Annotated in this window: 14 protein-coding genes and 1 pseudogene; 3 read left to right on the forward strand and 12 right to left on the reverse strand. The window is 55.2% G+C overall.

The annotated features are described in order from the left end of the window. The first annotated feature begins 11 nt into the window (after positions 1-11). Positions 12-2,666, forward strand: coding sequence for a hypothetical protein (locus ACJJVH_RS10385; RefSeq protein WP_412063861.1), 2,655 nt, complete (start codon positions 12-14; stop codon positions 2,664-2,666). Between the two features lie 38 nt (positions 2,667-2,704). Here the strand turns inward: ACJJVH_RS10385 and ACJJVH_RS10390 are convergent, their stop codons facing one another. Further along, positions 2,705-3,274 (reverse strand): tyrosine-type recombinase/integrase, encoded by a 570-nt coding sequence (locus ACJJVH_RS10390; protein ID WP_412063862.1) that lies wholly within the window; start codon positions 3,272-3,274, stop codon positions 2,705-2,707. A 181-nt stretch (positions 3,275-3,455) separates the two neighbouring features. Continuing rightward, positions 3,456-4,288: pseudogene (locus tag ACJJVH_RS10395) on the reverse strand (ABC transporter permease). A 363-nt stretch (positions 4,289-4,651) separates the two neighbouring features. On the opposite strand from ACJJVH_RS10395, the gene ACJJVH_RS10400 reads away from it, so the two are divergent. Beyond that, the gene (locus ACJJVH_RS10400) at positions 4,652-5,320 is read left to right on the forward strand and encodes a hypothetical protein (protein ID WP_412063863.1); all 669 of its coding nucleotides are present in this window, start codon (positions 4,652-4,654) and stop codon (positions 5,318-5,320) included. 30 nt (positions 5,321-5,350) lie between these two features. Here ACJJVH_RS10400 and ACJJVH_RS10405 read toward each other — a convergent pair whose 3' ends face one another. The 8 genes from ACJJVH_RS10405 to ACJJVH_RS10440 all read right to left on the reverse strand — a co-directional run bounded on the left by ACJJVH_RS10405 (position 5,351) and on the right by ACJJVH_RS10440 (position 12,968). After that, positions 5,351-8,665 (reverse strand): SIR2 family protein, encoded by a 3,315-nt coding sequence (locus ACJJVH_RS10405; protein ID WP_412063864.1) that lies wholly within the window; start codon positions 8,663-8,665, stop codon positions 5,351-5,353. A 404-nt stretch (positions 8,666-9,069) separates the two neighbouring features. Beyond that, entirely contained in the window at positions 9,070-9,315 is a 246-nt protein-coding gene (locus ACJJVH_RS10410; RefSeq protein ID WP_113369543.1) for an Sf3a2-prov protein, read from the reverse strand. 423 nt (positions 9,316-9,738) lie between these two features. Continuing rightward, positions 9,739-9,936, reverse strand: coding sequence for a hypothetical protein (locus ACJJVH_RS10415; protein ID WP_112801855.1), 198 nt, complete (start codon positions 9,934-9,936; stop codon positions 9,739-9,741). A gap of 45 nt (positions 9,937-9,981) precedes the next feature. Then, positions 9,982-10,224: a 30S ribosomal protein S21 gene (rpsU, locus tag ACJJVH_RS10420; RefSeq protein WP_112801853.1), complete on the reverse strand. Its 243-nt coding sequence runs from the start codon at positions 10,222-10,224 to the stop codon at positions 9,982-9,984. Between the two features lie 25 nt (positions 10,225-10,249). Beyond that, complete coding sequence (locus tag ACJJVH_RS10425) at positions 10,250-10,534, reverse strand: cold-shock protein (RefSeq protein WP_412063865.1); 285 nt, start codon at positions 10,532-10,534, stop codon at positions 10,250-10,252. A 110-nt stretch (positions 10,535-10,644) separates the two neighbouring features. Then, on the reverse strand, positions 10,645-10,854 hold the full coding sequence (locus tag ACJJVH_RS10430; RefSeq protein ID WP_112801848.1) for a cold-shock protein: 210 nt from the start codon (positions 10,852-10,854) through the stop codon (positions 10,645-10,647). A gap of 306 nt (positions 10,855-11,160) precedes the next feature. Next, complete coding sequence (locus tag ACJJVH_RS10435; protein WP_412063866.1) at positions 11,161-11,472, reverse strand: hypothetical protein; 312 nt, start codon at positions 11,470-11,472, stop codon at positions 11,161-11,163. A gap of 395 nt (positions 11,473-11,867) precedes the next feature. After that, positions 11,868-12,968 (reverse strand): porin, encoded by a 1,101-nt coding sequence (locus ACJJVH_RS10440; RefSeq protein WP_412063867.1) that lies wholly within the window; start codon positions 12,966-12,968, stop codon positions 11,868-11,870. A 425-nt stretch (positions 12,969-13,393) separates the two neighbouring features. Here ACJJVH_RS10440 and ACJJVH_RS10445 point away from each other — a divergent pair, with 425 nt between their 5' ends. Then, the gene (locus tag ACJJVH_RS10445) at positions 13,394-13,855 is read left to right on the forward strand and encodes a cupin domain-containing protein (RefSeq protein ID WP_112801842.1); all 462 of its coding nucleotides are present in this window, start codon (positions 13,394-13,396) and stop codon (positions 13,853-13,855) included. Between the two features lie 30 nt (positions 13,856-13,885). Here ACJJVH_RS10445 and ACJJVH_RS10450 read toward each other — a convergent pair whose 3' ends face one another. Next, complete coding sequence (locus ACJJVH_RS10450; RefSeq protein ID WP_412063868.1) at positions 13,886-14,404, reverse strand: GNAT family N-acetyltransferase; 519 nt, start codon at positions 14,402-14,404, stop codon at positions 13,886-13,888. 19 nt (positions 14,405-14,423) lie between these two features. After that, positions 14,424-15,419, reverse strand: coding sequence for a LysR family transcriptional regulator (locus ACJJVH_RS10455; protein ID WP_112801838.1), 996 nt, complete (start codon positions 15,417-15,419; stop codon positions 14,424-14,426). Positions 15,420-15,503: the final 84 nt, after the last annotated feature.

The following is a 15,503-nucleotide window of genomic DNA, read 5'->3' on the forward strand; positions in this document are numbered from 1 at the left end:
GGGGGTATCCAATGGGATCGGCAGTTAAGAAATCAACAACTTACGACCAGAATTATTACGAGGCACAGTTCTCCACGATCAAAAACGCCGCCAGCGCATTCGAGCATCACGAGAGCGAGACCGAGAGCCTGCTGCACGTCGCATTGGACCAGATTTTCCAATTCGGTGAAAGTATCCGCCAGGACGCACAGGCATTCGAAAGCTTCCTGAGCGTCCATGGAAAAACCTGCAACAAGGTAACGAAAACCAACCCCTACAATGCTCTTGTCGACCTGGCTTTTTCAAATCGGCGAAGCAAATCGTGGCGCAGCCAGATGAGCAACGTTCTGGCCCTTGCAGCGGAAACAATCGGTGATCAACAGTTTGTCGACTGGCTTGTGAGCAATAGTGGTGTGTCGGGCTGCTACAATCTCGCCGTCGATCACTTTGAACGACCGGCGACAGCCAAGGCCAAAAAGCTCCGCTCGATCCGGTTGAATACGATATCGGAACAATTGAAGCGCAAGCCGATTGTCAAAACCGCCTTACCGGGTGTCAGCCTACCGAATGGTTTTCATCGATCGATGCTGTTTTCGCAGGGAGGTCAGACTTTCCTTGTCGATATCCGTGAAGGCGACAATGACGCGACAATTGAAAAATATCTTCTGGAAGCAATGGGCGACAAGGCCGTAGCAACCAATCCGCATGTCAATAAACCGCTGTTTTCTCTGTATCGAGCCATCGATCTGATTTGCGGCACTTGCAAGCCGTCATCGACAGGTCAGTTACAATGCATTGCCGTCTGGAACGAAGAAGCTGAAAGTGGCGCGGTTACGAAGCTCCGCTTTCTTTCCGAGGCTTACAGCTTTACGAACGCCACGGTCACGCTGGCCCATACGCTTTCCGAACTGAACGGCAAGGGACAACTCATTCTTGATCTGCCTGATGCCGATATTTTCCGGCAGCAGTTTCAGCAGGATCCGGAATGGACGATCCGTGAAGACAATCGTGGATTGGTTCTAGCAGACAATGCCAAGTCCCCCGCACGGTTGAGATTGCTGCCCGCGTCAGACTATGCAGACAAGAAACTCCGGCAAGGCCGCAAACTCGGACTGCGCACACGGCACTTCACGATGTCGCTGGATGCGATGCAGCGCGATAACAAGAATCTCGATATCGCAATGACATTGTTTCAGAAGGCAAACACGCAAAGGACGACGCCGATTTCGCGACCCAAGCGGTTCCAGTGGGTCTTCAACGGCAAGCATATTGAACTCGGCTTCGAACAGACGTCCGGCATGATAAACACCAACTATCCCTCCATTGCGTTCAAGGCCACTGCAACCACAGTACCTCACAACGAGCTCTTGCTTGCGGATGCGCAGGCTGTCTGGAACTCGTTCCTGTCTTACGGGGAGGATATCGGCGGATACATTGCCCATGGCGAAGTCGCAGATGCCGCATTTTGCATCGATCACGCCTTCGTCAATGGTGACATCATCGAATACAGATCGCCGCTGATTATCGGCAGAAAGACGGACCCAACGCAGATTTGCGAACCGTTTGTTCCGGTAACCGCGCCGACGCCAACAACACCGCAAACGCCGACGCAGCGATCGAAAAGCTCCACACGGCCGGGAAAGCGCAGCGGACCTGTACAGTCGATCGTGAAAAAAGCAGCATCAGCGCCGGCAAGCACCGCTGCGAGTGTAAAAGCCACTCGCAACCCTCGCCCCCGAAACTACCGGCTGATCGAAAACAACCGGCGAGCAAAAACAATGTTCCCGGCGATCCCAGTTTCAAGCGAGAAGGCCTTCGGTGCCTTCATCACCAGCTATCTACCCGATGAGGCCGAACACAGAAAAAATCGGAAATTCGATTTCGAATGGCAACTGGAATGGTGGCGTCGCATGACGGACATTCCGATTCATGTCATCGCGTCCAACTGGACTGACGAAGACGTTACAGCTAGCAAGGAACTCGGTCTGCTTACCGGGCATGGCGGCAGCATCATACGCCAGCCCGCCCAATCAATTGCCCAAAATCGCAATCTTTGCCTATCGGAACTTTACGCGAGCGATTTCGATTGGGGCATAGTCATGGATGACGATGCTGTTTTAATGCAGGCCGAAAACCATAACAGTAGCTACCGGCTGTTTGCCGAGATGGCAGCAAACGGGAAATCCGCCTACGATGGGGTAGACCTGTTCCAACCAATCTTCGGTCGGCAAGTGCCCTTCAATAAGAAATACAGCGCAGCCAACAATCCCTATGCCGACAACCATGTGTTTGAGCGAAGCACGAACCTCAAGGGAACGATGATCGTTGTTCGTAATTTTGTGAAGGAAGATCGCGAGCCGCTGTTTCTGCCGGAGGAATTCGGGTTCGTCGGTGAGGACACCTATTTGACCTTGCAGGCCATTTCCAAAGGCTTTGCGCCGATGACCTGCTGGAACCTCATCCTTGAGGAACTTGGCGGCGAAAGCCATTTCGCGATGTCGGATGCCGAAAGGGCCGAGAAAATGCGCGAAGGGCACGAAAAGCTTGTCGAGTTGTTCGGTCAGGATGGACTTAAAATGAGCGGCGATGGCTCGCACAAGTTGGACAAAGGCGATTTTACCGCCAAGTTCTGGGGAGTCAAAAAGCAAACAGTTACGGTGTCGAAACGGAGCCGCCAGACGCCGTAAAAGTTTGTTGAGCGAACTTTTACGGTGCTGGACGATGCCTAAAGCAGATCGACGGCGGCTTTCATCATCTCGTCGCGCACGTCGATATAGCGCTGCGTCGTCGTCAAGTTGCGATGTCCGGCCAGCGTCATGATGACCTTCGGGCTAACGCCGGAATGTGCAAGCCGCGTAATGAACCAGCGACGACCACTATGAGAGGTCGCCCCGTCGAGACCGGCGCCTCGGTACAGCTGACCCATCAACTGGCACAGCGTATTTGCGGAAAACGCCGTACGCTTCTGCGTCAGCAGCAACGGTGCGTCGGCAGGTCGCACGATTTTCCATTCGCTGCGATGCCGTTCGATCTCCCGGCGTAGTTTATCATTCAGGAACACCACCCGCGCATGGCCGCCCTTGGTGATCTCCGCGCTAAGCCGCAACTGCTCGCGCACCTTGCCGTCGCCCTCAAACACATCGCGCAGTGTCAGCGCGGCGATCTCGCCGACCCGTAATCCCGCGAGATGCGAGAGCATCAGCGCCAACCGGTTACGGCCCGCATGCTTCATCTGCGCAATCACGGCCAGTAGCCGCTTGAACTCCGCATCCGTCAAAACTCTCGCCTGCTTCATCAGAACCTCACAAAAGACAGCGTTTCCGTGCCGTCCGTTATGTTGCCGATGAACCGAAAGGGCGAGCCAAGTATTCAGGCCGGCTTTTGCTCTTCGGGCACAGTAGGTTAACGCGGGGAACCGATCACACATCAGAAGATTTGCATTTTGTGAGGTTTGCGTTTCGAAGGCCCAGCAGTGGCTATTTCAGTTCGCTTTCGTGCCAACGGCGAAGGACAATATTCGACAGCGTGGATGTGATGCGAAAGACTGCCGCCCCGAGAATGGCCAGAAGGATAAGGCACGCAAACAAGCGCGGCATATTCAGCCGGTACTGCGCTTCCAGCAAGCGAAAGGCCAAGCCCGCGTTGTTGCCGGCCTGCCCTGCCGCAAACTCTCCGACGACAGCGGCCACCAAGGCAAGCCCACCTCCGATTTTGAGACCAGCGAAAAAGCTCGGCAACGCCGATGGCAGTTTCAGGTAGAGAAGGGTCTGCCAGCGGGACGCGCTATACGTCTTAAGCAGATCAACATGATGCCGGTCGGCGCTCTTCAAGCCCTGCAGCGTATTCAGCATGATCGGAAAGAACGTTACGAGGAACGCGCAAATCAACTGCGCACTCCACGGTGTCGGCGCGTAAATCAGGATCAGCGGCGCTATCGCGATAATCGGCGTCACCTGAAGCGTCACCATGACCGGTGCAGCGCTTCGAGCCAGCGCGATTGTGCCAAGAGTACCGCTGCGCATCCTCCTCCAACAACAGCGAGCAACAGCGCCACGAGGGTCGTTTGGGCGGTTGTCCACAAAGCCAGCAGCAAAATGGGCCAATCCCTCACAAGCGCAGCAGCCACGGCACCAGGCCCCGGGAGGATATATGGTGGAATGCCAGACAGTTCTACCAAAGCGGCCCAACACGCAATCAGTACGCAGGCGCCAACCATCGGAACGGTGACGCAGTGTATCCATTCCCTCGTCACTATTTTTGACAGGCGTAACTTGGCGCGTCTGACGGTCACGTTGTTCCTCGAATGCATCAATCAGCCGCACGCATATTGAGCCGAGATGTTGCGAAGCTTGCGAAATGAACGGCGAGACCGAATGTCACAAAATGTGCGGAATGTGAGGTTTTGCGATTACCGCCCAAGACAACGTCACGCCAAAGCTCGGGCTGCATACCAGTGACGGAGAACGATCCTATCAATTGCCGATAGGGCTAAGACTTAAAAACATTGTAGGAAGTGAAATCCAAGGGGCACCAGCTATTATAGACGGCAAAAATGTCGTGAAGCTTGCGTAGATCGGCTAGCATGTGAATTCCGCTACAAATAACAAGCGTCTTCATTGACTTAGAACTATTGCTGAGGCCAACTTTACACGGCTGTTCCGCAGAGGTTTTCATGTCTGTTTTAGATATCCCGCTTCGTAAGGCATTGCAGTTATTTTACGCCCCGCAACACCTGCGGCGGTCTATTTTAAAGGAGGACATTCGCCTCGACCGTAGAAAGGAGAGAGGCGGAAGCAGAAGCCAGGGCGGCGACTTTTACTTGCCCTTTTGGTCTGATGTGAAAAAGCACATTGGAGGGACCGCCGATCTTTCAGAGCTGACGGATTTTCGGATAAGATCGAACAAGCGTTTTAAACGCCTTTATCCGCTCCTAAAGGATGGGGTCATTGAGTTGCTCAGTGCAAAGCTGCGCTGGTCAAACGAACCCGTAGAAATCGTGCCTCAAAGTATCCACGGAAGCCTAGCATTCTCTGACATTGGGGGGACTGTTCGTATACGCGATGCTTTACATGCCCGCGTCAGAGGCGAATATACTAGAGTTGTCTACCCATACTTTAGCGAGGATCCCACTCTTTCGGATGAAGGTGGCAGGTTAGGCTTGTGGGCGATGCAGAAAGCCTTGATTGAGATAGACCCACAAGACGCACGTGTAATCGACATTCTTCGTCGAACTTTCTTTTCTCCGCAAACGACTCCATTGCTCGGCAACGAAGAGAGTATTTTTCGAAACAATTATATCTCTTTAATAACAGAATGGGAGCGCCTGAAGGCGGAAGAGTAGAGTAAGCACGCTACCGCAAGAATACCGGTATCAAGAGGCTGTATCGCTTGAGCGCCGCTTGACGGCTCGAGGCCGACGCGATGGTGGGCGTGCGGTTTCAATCCCCAAAGCTTCCAAAATATCGAAATTCTCTTTGTATCTTACGGTGGTCTCTGGAATTCCTTTTATCTGTTCTCTCAATTCATCATCAGTAAACGCACTTTTTATCGCAAAAGAAAGTCGTACCGCACCATCCAAATAAGATCGGCGAACAGAGTGTTTCTTGAGAACGCCCTTCTGCTTCTGCGTTAGCTGATAATCAACCGAGTTTCGACTTAGTCCATACAATGTAGACGCGGCGGCGGCAAAACTACTGGTTTTGGCTTCGCTATCGCGGAAAAACCCCTCGATAATGCAGGCTATCGTAGCTTTGTCTGGTGTGGGCAAAGGCTTGTTTCTATTAAAATTTAGGTGCCGCCAATAGCCCCACACCCAGGCTGCGGAATGGCTACCCAACCAAGCCACATCTCTAAGCTGTGTCTCAAGCAAATCATATATTTGTCGATCGTTCACCGCAATTGATTCACGCCTGTGGTTGATGAAAGACCCCCCAATACCCAATATGGTACCGAGCCTATACGAAGCATCCTGGCTTTTGAGCCCTTCCACCATTTCTGGAAGTGACGCTTCGTGACCCCAGTACCCATTTTCTTTTGCCTCTGCATGAAAAAGCGCGGCGGTGTTGATGGCCTCCCACTGCGCGCCTAACGGTGCCCCGAGCGCCATATCTATGGACGCCTTCAGCAACTCCGGGCTGTATGGCCCACGAGCTAATGTGCGAATTGTGCTGTCTTGCCCATGACTACCCTTGAGGTGCGCAACGATTACATTGGCACTTTCCTGTACGATGGAAGGTGAAAACTCAGCTTCCTCCATCATTGCCTGCATCAATCGATTTGCAGCAGGTCGGCGACCATTAGAATCCAACGCGTCATTCAAATTCTCATTTCTTTTGGATTCCTTAGATATTTCCCTCAATGCAAGCCGCAAAAGATGTTCAAGGAGTGGCTGTGATCTACGCCCCAGCAGCACCGCAGTCATTGGAACGACTTCTTTCCATTCGCTACCCAAAAGGTTATCTCCGAAAGAGACAACAGGAGACGATGAAGGATCGACTGATATCATCTGACCGTTCACGACCGCCGCGGCCGCAAGGTATTCTTGGAATGTCAGATGGCGAAATTGGTAGAAAGGAACAGGCTTACCGTCCTCGAGTTTATGACCTCCTTCCAACAGGAGGCTTGAGCGGAGTTCTACCCGCTTAAGAAATTCGTCCGGTGAATCCTTCGCGTAACGTCCGATGAGGGGCAACTTGTTTCGAGCACTGGCGATAATCTCTACGATCTCTTGCTCAGTCGCCGTTTGTTTGCCTTGGCGTAGCATTTCAAATGCTAGACAGGAGAGCTGCGGGACAGCCTCTTTTGGGTTTAGTGCAGCATGACCTTTGATGTTCCAGCTGTCTAATAGGATCTCTACAGCACGCTCATAAAGGCTAACTCGGTCGGGAGGAAGTTTACCGGCACCGTGCTTCACAACTAACAGCATCGTCAACAAAAGCGGATTTTCAGCCAGTCGTCGAAGGGAGTTTGACCCCAAAATTTGCGACGCAGTCTGGGTGGCCTCTTCCTGTGCCTCTTTCGTGCTTGACGACATTAAGTTGTGCCAATAGCCGCACAGAGCGTTGATAGCCTTTTCGTTCAATGGCGAAATTCTAAACTTATCGCAGAAACGGCCGAGAGTTGGCGCAACTAAATCGAAGCCAGCTTCACGACTTGTAACTATTACCCTTATCTCAGGATATGCAGCGATGAATTTCTCTAGGTTTTCGACGAACACCAATCGATCGCCATCGTCATGAATTTCATCCAACCCGTCGATGAGAAGCAGAGCATTGCCGGACTTCAGTGGAGCTTCGAATGCTTCTAGCAACCCATCCAAGCTCGCATCACCTACGATATCAGCAAGGCTTTTGATCATACTTTGGATAGGCTTCCTGATATGATCCTTCCACTCGCGGCAACGAATGATTAGGGGCACTAAATCCAGTTCTGGGAGATCATCATCACAAGCTGTGCGTCTCGCCTTGCTGGAATAAGCGACCGCGAGACGTTTCAGAAGTAGGGTCTTGCCACCGCCAGGAAGTGCCAGCAGAGACATCCGCTTGTTTTTGCTAAACACTTCGGTAAATGGAACAGGATCTTTGTTGTCTTGCTTCCATTTTTCAAGCTTGGTCTCCCATTGTGGATCAAGCTTTGATACAGCCGGCGGAATAGCCAATGTTTCGATTGGAACGAAAAGCTTCTCAAGATTGAATTTCCGCCCAGCGGTATCGATATCTGCTCTTACTCCTTCGATAGTCATTTCACCACAATCGCGGATTAGGAAATTGCGGTAGGCATCGAGTACATGTGAAGCTTTACCTGCGGCCGCGCGCATTTGCCGGGTCGGCTTAGTAGAAGACTCAAGGGTAGGAAAACATTGCAGTAAGAAGCCTGGCAAATCCTCATGGCTGGGTCCATAGGATAGGGGCTCTACGAAATCTCGCCACGTAGGATCGGAAAGCTTCTGCTGCACCTCGCTTTCGCGCACGAGAGCATAATGGCGAGGCATGTTGGTGCCCATATTCGTGCGCAACCACTCAATCAAATTCGCGAAATTGGGGTCAGAGAACGTATCGCCACAGCCCACGAAGAGTAGGCGATTCAAGGTTGAAAGATATCTCTGAAGCAAATCTCGAGTTTGATCAGATAAGGCTTCATGATAATCTCGGATTCCGAACACGCATCCGGGCGGATTGGTCCAAACACCGTGGAGATGTAGGACGCCGCCAATTTCCCCACGAGCCCACTCCATAACCGATTTTTTGTCGGAGAAATCGATGGCTGACAAACCAGTGGCAGTCTCAACCATTGTATCATAATTTAAAGTAGCTATGGGAAGGCGCCTGGCTTCAAGCGAGCGAAGAGCGTTTACCATCCCTCCATCTTCAGGCTTCCAATGCCTAAATTCTTCCTGCATCCACCGCGCGTAATCTGACCCGTTCGGTGCTTGCAACTTCCGTGAAGTAAACTCAGCAACACCGAGTAAATCATCCACATCATTGGAGCTGAGCGCCGAGGAGTATCGGTCTAATTGCTCCTGGGCCAGCAAATTTCGGTCGAAAGAGTATCGCAACGCGGATCGTACAAGATCTTTCCAGGATAGGGCTTTGCGAGACTTCTGCGTTAATGCGATGCTCGCGCCAGCGCCAAACACAATCACGAGACGCTTCTGCTCAGCAGACGCTTTGATATCACTAATACTCACGCAGCCCCCGGACGCTAGTCGAATCTTGTCGAAATAATGACATGGACCTAACTTCTGTACGCCTAGAACAATCTAAAGTTCAAGCGGGTATCAGGTTTTGTCTTCTTTCCTACAGCTCGCATCAAAAAAGCATGATGCGTATATCGCCTCGTGAACCGACGCTGTGATAAAGCGGAGGTCTGGATTATTAGCGCAGAACCAGCACAGGTAGATGTATGTAAAAGTAATTACAGTTACTTATAAATATTATCTCCCAATTCCGATTCCAAAGGTCACAGGTTCGAATCCTGTCGGGTGCGCCACTTAGATCCTCGAAAACCGTTGTTTATGAGTCGGCTTGCGAGCGTGGCAAACTATTTCGCCTGGCCGGTGACGCAAGCCGGTCGTCCCGGTAGGGCGCTGCTTTAGCGTCGTGCCTTTTGCCCATCGAGATAGCCGTGCTCAAAGGCTTTGGCGAGTACGCTTCCTTCGGGATAAGGGTTTTCGCCGTCTTCCGTTTCACGCATGCCGGCATCGCCTCCGCGTTCGTAGGCTTCTCTGGCCGCCCCATCGGAAGTTTCCGGATCCGGAGCTGCGAGCGCCCCTGCCTTTATCGGATCGGGCAGTTCCGATCCCGAGCCGGACGAGACGGCGGAATTTTGGACGCGCATAACGGTTTCCTCCTTATTGCGGGAAAGCGGCATGCAGGGATGCTTCAGGCTGAATTGACCTGTTCTCCGAAGCGCCTGCGCTTGTAAGGGCTGTGCCGCGAAAGAGCGCCGGCCGCGCTTCTCACCGAAGTACGGATGCACCGGCGCCGACAGGAGTATTATCGCTCTTCATTTACGGCTATTTCATGCGCCGGGCTCGCGCGATCTGTCGTTCCTGGTGGAGGGGGTTTCCACGGGTATGGAGACGGCAAAGGCAGGCTCCGGTGGCGCGAAACCACCCGTCGCCGCCATGAACGATAAAGACAGGCGGGCTACGCTGGCTTTGGAGCAATTTCAGGAAAGGCGCGCAGCGGTTTTTCGTCCGGCATCGCGCACAGACAATGAGATGAAGCGGTCAGCGATTCCGTGAAACGCGGAACCGCTCTACCGCTTCTTTTTGGTTTTCCCGGTCGTTTCTGCGATCGGCTGCGCCAATCGCAGAGCACGCAGCTTTTCCGTCTTCACCTTACGTGCAGCCGTTTCAGCCGCGAGAATATCCCGCGCCACAGAGTCCGTGAGGTCGGCCTTCGCCTGAGCAGAGACCTTTGCGGGTTTGAAGAAACCATCTTTGGTCGCGGTCATGCTTCCTCTTTCTCATAAGAGCCTGGATATCGAGACGTGAAGCGGCTACCGAGCGGCAGCAGGGGCTTTCCGTTTGGGGGAAGGAAGCAGTCCTTCTCGCTGTGCCTGCTTGCGCGCGTTCTTGCGAGCCCGGCGGATCGCATCGGACTTCTCGCGGACCCGCTTCTCAGAAGGCTTCTCGTATGACTGACGCGCTTTCATTTCCCGAAACAAGCCTTCGCGCTGCATCTTCTTCTTCAGGGCGCGCAGAGCTTGGTCGACGTTGTTATCCCTCACGAATACCTGCAAAACGGCTCCTTCCTGGCTTCCTTGCCTATTTCTTCGTTCTGATTGAATTCAAATTGACCCATCGCGATCCGTCTGCCTTCGGCGTGCCGGGTGCACCGTCGAAAGAAGCTTGAGAGGTTGCAGGGTCGATGTCGTCCTGGCGAATGCTGCGTTCGAAACTCTCGTTTTCGAATCGCACGCGATAATGCGCCAGACCGCCGGCCTCAGGCAGGCAGGATAGAACCCGCCCCTCGCCCTTCGGATGGGCATTCCCGAGAACACCGGCCTTCAGCACAATCATGTCGCCGGCCTGGTAGCGTCCGTGTCGCATATCGTTCTCCAGGAGAATAAAAACAAAAGGCCGGGCGTTGAACCCGACCTCTCACAGTCACACCGCTACACTGCCAGTACATCCGTGGTCAGCGGGAGCGAGTGACAAATTCAAGCTGCCTGAAGATTGTCAGCCGAGCTCTTGCCGGACCTGCGGTCCTGCACGATATCGTAACGGATCTTCTGGCCGTCGTTGAGCGAACGCATGCCGGCGCGCTCTACAGCCGAGATATGGACGAAAACGTCCGTGCTGCCATTGTCAGGCTGAATGAAGCCGAAGCCCTTGGTGGCGTTGAACCACTTTACAGTACCAGTGTTCATAACGATTTCCTTTCATAGCAATCGTTGTTGATTCCCGCGCTACCTTGCGGGATTGGATCGATTATTTGAGAGGAAATCCGACGAGGAGCCTAAAGCTCTTAAGCGACGTCACAAGCAATGGTCGATGTACTTAACATAGGCTCTATTTCTGATTTGACAATAAGCATGCTCAAAATAAAGCCAGAGAATGCATCCGCCGCCTGCGATGAGATCCAAGGAAATCGAATCCGCATCGCAGCAGCGTCCTTGCTTCGGGTCGACAGGCGTCCTTGAGCCAGGCCGGCGAGCCTTGGGCCCGTCGCTCGATCAATGGTTCTTGTTCGGCCCTTTGCCGGTGGTAAAGCTGCAGGTTTTGATCTTGCAGTTCGGGTCATCGCTCGTCGGGACACTGGCGCTGGCCATTACCCCCTGGCCAAGACACGACATCGAATTCGAGACGGTTCGATTGTACATCATCATGCCGGGATGAAGCGACGGATAACGCAGCACGACCGAGCCTTCCTGCGCCATCTTTTCATGCACGGCTGCGCAGGTCATCGACTTGGAATTGTAGGCCGACATGGCCATCGCATTCGTGGACATCATCCCGATTGCCGCAAGTATGAGGATCGTCTTCATGGGGCTTCCTTTAGTCGGCACCTAATGGCGCTGAAAATGACTTATTCCTTCATTAGCTTCAGATTTATGACAGCGAGCCGGCTTCCCTCTGCCAGCTATTCACATCACTGTCAGTAGGCCGCCCCGCACCGCGCATCGTCCGGATGCGATCGAGCGGAGGGCTGTCTTCAGGCCGCATATGCTCCTGGCGGGATGCGGGCCGAGCGGAGAGCTTCAAATCATCCGGCAAGACAAACGAGGCCCGATGTGAATATCGGGCCCCATTTGCAACGCGATAGGGCGAACCCCAGACGTTGGAACGTTTCCGCTTTCCCTCGAATCGCGAAAACGCTCTATCCCGCTGGGTTGACGCAATTCCGGACGGAAAACCGCTATCCACGTTTCCTGGAATTGACCTAGAAGGTGCGCTCGAAACGAAGGATGCCCGAGAAGGTGTCGTCACCCGGCAGATCGTAGTGAACATAAGTCACTTCCGGCTCGACCAGAAGGTTCTTGACCGGATTGAACTTCAGGTTCGTCGTTGCCTCGAAGATCTTCGAGTCGGTGTAGGCGAGCTGAACGTTCCACTTCAGCTTGTCGTTGAACGGAACGCCGACGCCACCCCAGACAGCCCAGTCGCCCCAGCCGCAATCTGCGCCGTGCACGACGCCGGAAGACGTCGTGCAGGCCGAGACGTTCTGGTTCGAGCCGGCATATTGATTGAGCTTGTCGCCGTCCGTGTTCCAGCCGCCCATCAGGAAGGCGGAGAAGACGCCGAAATCGGCATCGACACGAGCCTTGATGGCGCCTTCCTCGACGATCGAGTCGTAACCGCCGACGACACGAAACTGCCATGCACCGGCCTTGTAGCCGAGACCGGCAACGACGTTCGGCGCGTAGTGATCGGATTCGGACAGTTGCCAGCTCCCGCCGTAGGCGCTGGTGGTCGATCCGGAATTGCTGTCTTCGAGCGAGATGACGCCTGTGAAGCCGGTGCCGCTGTCATAATTGTAGGTGATCTGGTTCAATTCGTACGGACCGTCATAGATCACGTCGTCGTTGATGACGTCGCCGGCATAACCGGTGAACTGGTTATATTGCGAGTCGGTCTTGCCCACCGTGAAGCCGCCGAGGGTGATATAGGCCCACAACAGGTTGGTGGTGGTCGCATTGCCGTCGTTCCAGTCCCAGCGAACGATGGTCTCGGTCTTCAGCGGGCCGTATTCGGTGTCGGTTGCGGTATTGACGTTCAGTTCGGCGCGGGTGTGCCACTTCGTACCGAAGCTGCTGTCGCGATTGTAGGGGTCCTTCCACTGGCCTTCCGTGCGGACCTTGCCGCCGACGCGCAGGCAGGTCTCCGTGCCGGGGATGAAGAAATAGCCGGCACCGTATGCATCACAGATGCGAACATATTCCAGCGGCTCCGGTTCCGCGGCGACGATCGCGTCGGCCGCGTGCGTACCCGATACCGCGCAGAGGGCCGCAGCGGAACCGATCAGCAAGCTCTTGATGTTCATGATCACTCCATCCGTCAAATGAACTTGCGCGACGGACGAGCCTGGGGGGCCGCTCGACATCAAGTTCCAGTGCCTAACTCGAAGCAAAACGCTTCGCTTCCGGACAGGAAATTGCTGTCGCGCGCCACCTTTCACAAGAGCTAAAATATATGTGACAGCAGGTACATAGGCCCTGTTGCCCAAACGACGCATATGTGTAGGAAAGATGACAGTCGTGTGACGGAAACAGCAGATCAGGGTTGCCGCAACCGCCACCGACGCACGCCTGAGGCGATGCCGCAAGAACAGGTCCGCCGGATCGGCGACGGCAACTTGACGCGAATTCGATCAGGATACGGCGCTGGACCGGCAGGGGCGAGTCTTGATAGACTTGCCGGAGCGCAGGATAGCGTATCCATCCATGTCAAATCCCGGGCAGGATCGTCATGCCGAAGATCGATATTGCAACCGTAGCGAAAGTCAAAGGCACCCGTTATCCCGCCCCGTTCAACGACCCCTGCGCCGAACGCATACGCCAGCGGCTGGGCGATGCCGGCGGCCTCACGGATTTTGGCGTCAACCTGATGCGGCTGCCGCCGGGCAACTGGTCGAGCCAGCGGCACTGGCACTCCGAAGAGGATGAATTCGTCTACGTGCTGGAAGGCGAGTTGACGCTGATCGAGGACGATAGCGAGACGGTGCTGCGCGCCGGCGACTGCGCCGCCTTTCCGAAGGGCTCCGGCAACGGCCACCACCTGATCAACAAATCGAACGCCATGGCGATCTATCTCGAGGCCGGTACGCGTTCGCCGACCGACCTGATTACCTGCTCCGATATCGACATGATGAGTTCCAGCACGGACGGACGCTTCGTGCACAAGGACGGCATGCCCTATCCGGACGGTTAGAACCGCCGTAAAGTCGGCTCGGGCGAGCGGCTATTGCCGTTCGCCCGTCGCGCCGGCGAACGTGCGGCATGAGAAGAGATGCGTCGGTGCGCCATGCAGCACCACTTCACGCTCGAAACCGAAGCCGCATTTCTCCAGCACGCGCCGGGAGGCGACATTGACGGGGCGAACAAGCCCGAGAACGCGTTGCGCCTGCAGATCGCCAAAGGCGAAGGCCAGAGCCTCCTTCACCAGTTCGGTCGCATAGCCGTTTCCCCAATGATCGGGATGCAGGTGATAGGAGAGATTAAGTCCTTCGAATTCCGTCGAGACGGTAACGCCGCCGAATCCGATCAGCCGCCCCTCGGCTTCGACCGCCCAGCGCCCGAACCCATGCAAGCGCCAATGTGCCCGGTCGCGGGCCAGACGCCGCCTGCTTTCGGCGGGAGAATCCGGCACCGGCTCCGGCCTGTGGGCGACGATCTCCGGCCTGGCAAAAAGCGCCGTAACGAAATCAAGGTCCCGATCTTCCGGCATGCGCAGGGATAAACGCGGTGTATGCCGGATCATGGTCCCCCCTTTCGAAGGATCATACCGCTTCGGCCAAGGGTGGGGAATCGTAGCAGCAGGCATCCGTTGAAACGCCTATGCGGCATCCGCTCGCCTCCAGCGCATCCCTGACCACGTCCACGAACAGGCGGCGCAGCCAAACGGAGCGACTGTCGGCCTGATCGACGCGCCGATAGAGCATCGTCACCGAATCCGCGGGCAGTTCGAATGGCGGCGGCGAGATGGTCAGATCGTGCAGTTTCGCCATGCAGCGGGCAATGGATTCCGGCACGGTCGCGATTGCCGGAATGGCCTGCAACGTCATCGGCAGGGCGGAAAAACGCGGCGCGGTCGCCACCACCTGACGACGGTAGCCGAGACGCGCCAGAGCGGCATCCACGTTTGTCGATATGGTGCCCTCGATAGACACGGTTACATGCGGTGCGCCGGCGAAATGCTTCAGGCTCAGCGGCGTGGCGCATTTCAGATGCCGCGCATCGTAGATGCACAACGATGTCTGTTCGAACAGGGGCGCGCGAATATGCCAGGAGGCCGGTTCGTCATGCACCGAGATGCTGAATTCGTAGGCGCCCTCGTCCAGCAGGCGCGCGGCGTCGCGCCTGTCGAACGCGACGCTGACCAGCCGGACGCCGGGAGCCAGTTGGCGCAGCCGCGCCGCCAGCGGCCCGAAGAAAGACGATTCGAGATTGTCGCACAGCCCGATGCGAAACTCGCCCTGCCAGTTTCCGGGATCGAACGCCGCCGGCGGGCGGATGGCCCGCTCGATGCCGGAAAGCGCCTCCTCGATCGCCGGCGCGATGGAAAGCGCCCGCGGCGTCGGCTGCAAGCCGCGCCCGACGCGCACGAACAACTCGTCATCCAGCGTCTCGCGCAGGCGGCGAAGCGCGGCGGAAAGGCCGGGTTGCCCCAGCAGCAGGCGCTCGGCCGCACGGCTCACGTTCCGCTCCTGCATCAGCACGGAGAAGGCGAGAAGCAGATTGAGATCGATTTTTCGAAGCGTCGCATCATTCATCATCGCCAGTAATACCTGACATGGTTACTATCAATTTGCAATAGGGTTTGAAGATGTACATTTTCTCGTTCCCTGCCGCTCTCAGCC

The sequence above is a fragment of the Rhizobium sp. SYY.PMSO genome (assembly GCF_046840415.1).
Lineage (GTDB): Bacteria > Pseudomonadota > Alphaproteobacteria > Rhizobiales > Rhizobiaceae > Rhizobium.

Bases quoted from the DNA above. Each gene is read 5' to 3' on its own strand.
- ACJJVH_RS10435 (WP_412063866.1), bottom strand. From the start codon at position 11,472: ATGAAGACGATCCTCATACTTGCGGCAATCGGGATGATGTCCACGAAT.
- ACJJVH_RS10390 (WP_412063862.1), bottom strand. From the start codon at position 3,274: ATGAAGCAGGCGAGAGTTTTGACGGATGCGGAGTTCAAGCGGCTACTG.
- ACJJVH_RS10415 (WP_112801855.1), bottom strand. From the start codon at position 9,936: ATGACCGCGACCAAAGATGGTTTCTTCAAACCCGCAAAGGTCTCTGCT.
- ACJJVH_RS10425 (WP_412063865.1), bottom strand. From the start codon at position 10,534: ATGCGACACGGACGCTACCAGGCCGGCGACATGATTGTGCTGAAGGCC.
- ACJJVH_RS10430 (WP_112801848.1), bottom strand. From the start codon at position 10,854: ATGAACACTGGTACTGTAAAGTGGTTCAACGCCACCAAGGGCTTCGGC.
- ACJJVH_RS10450 (WP_412063868.1), bottom strand. From the start codon at position 14,404: ATGATCCGGCATACACCGCGTTTATCCCTGCGCATGCCGGAAGATCGG.
- ACJJVH_RS10400 (WP_412063863.1), top strand. From the start codon at position 4,652: ATGTCTGTTTTAGATATCCCGCTTCGTAAGGCATTGCAGTTATTTTAC.
- ACJJVH_RS10455 (WP_112801838.1), bottom strand. From the start codon at position 15,419: ATGATGAATGATGCGACGCTTCGAAAAATCGATCTCAATCTGCTTCTC.
- ACJJVH_RS10385 (WP_412063861.1), top strand. From the start codon at position 12: ATGGGATCGGCAGTTAAGAAATCAACAACTTACGACCAGAATTATTAC.
- ACJJVH_RS10440 (WP_412063867.1), bottom strand. From the start codon at position 12,968: ATGAACATCAAGAGCTTGCTGATCGGTTCCGCTGCGGCCCTCTGCGCG.
- ACJJVH_RS10410 (WP_113369543.1), bottom strand. From the start codon at position 9,315: ATGCGCGTCCAAAATTCCGCCGTCTCGTCCGGCTCGGGATCGGAACTG.
- ACJJVH_RS10445 (WP_112801842.1), top strand. From the start codon at position 13,394: ATGCCGAAGATCGATATTGCAACCGTAGCGAAAGTCAAAGGCACCCGT.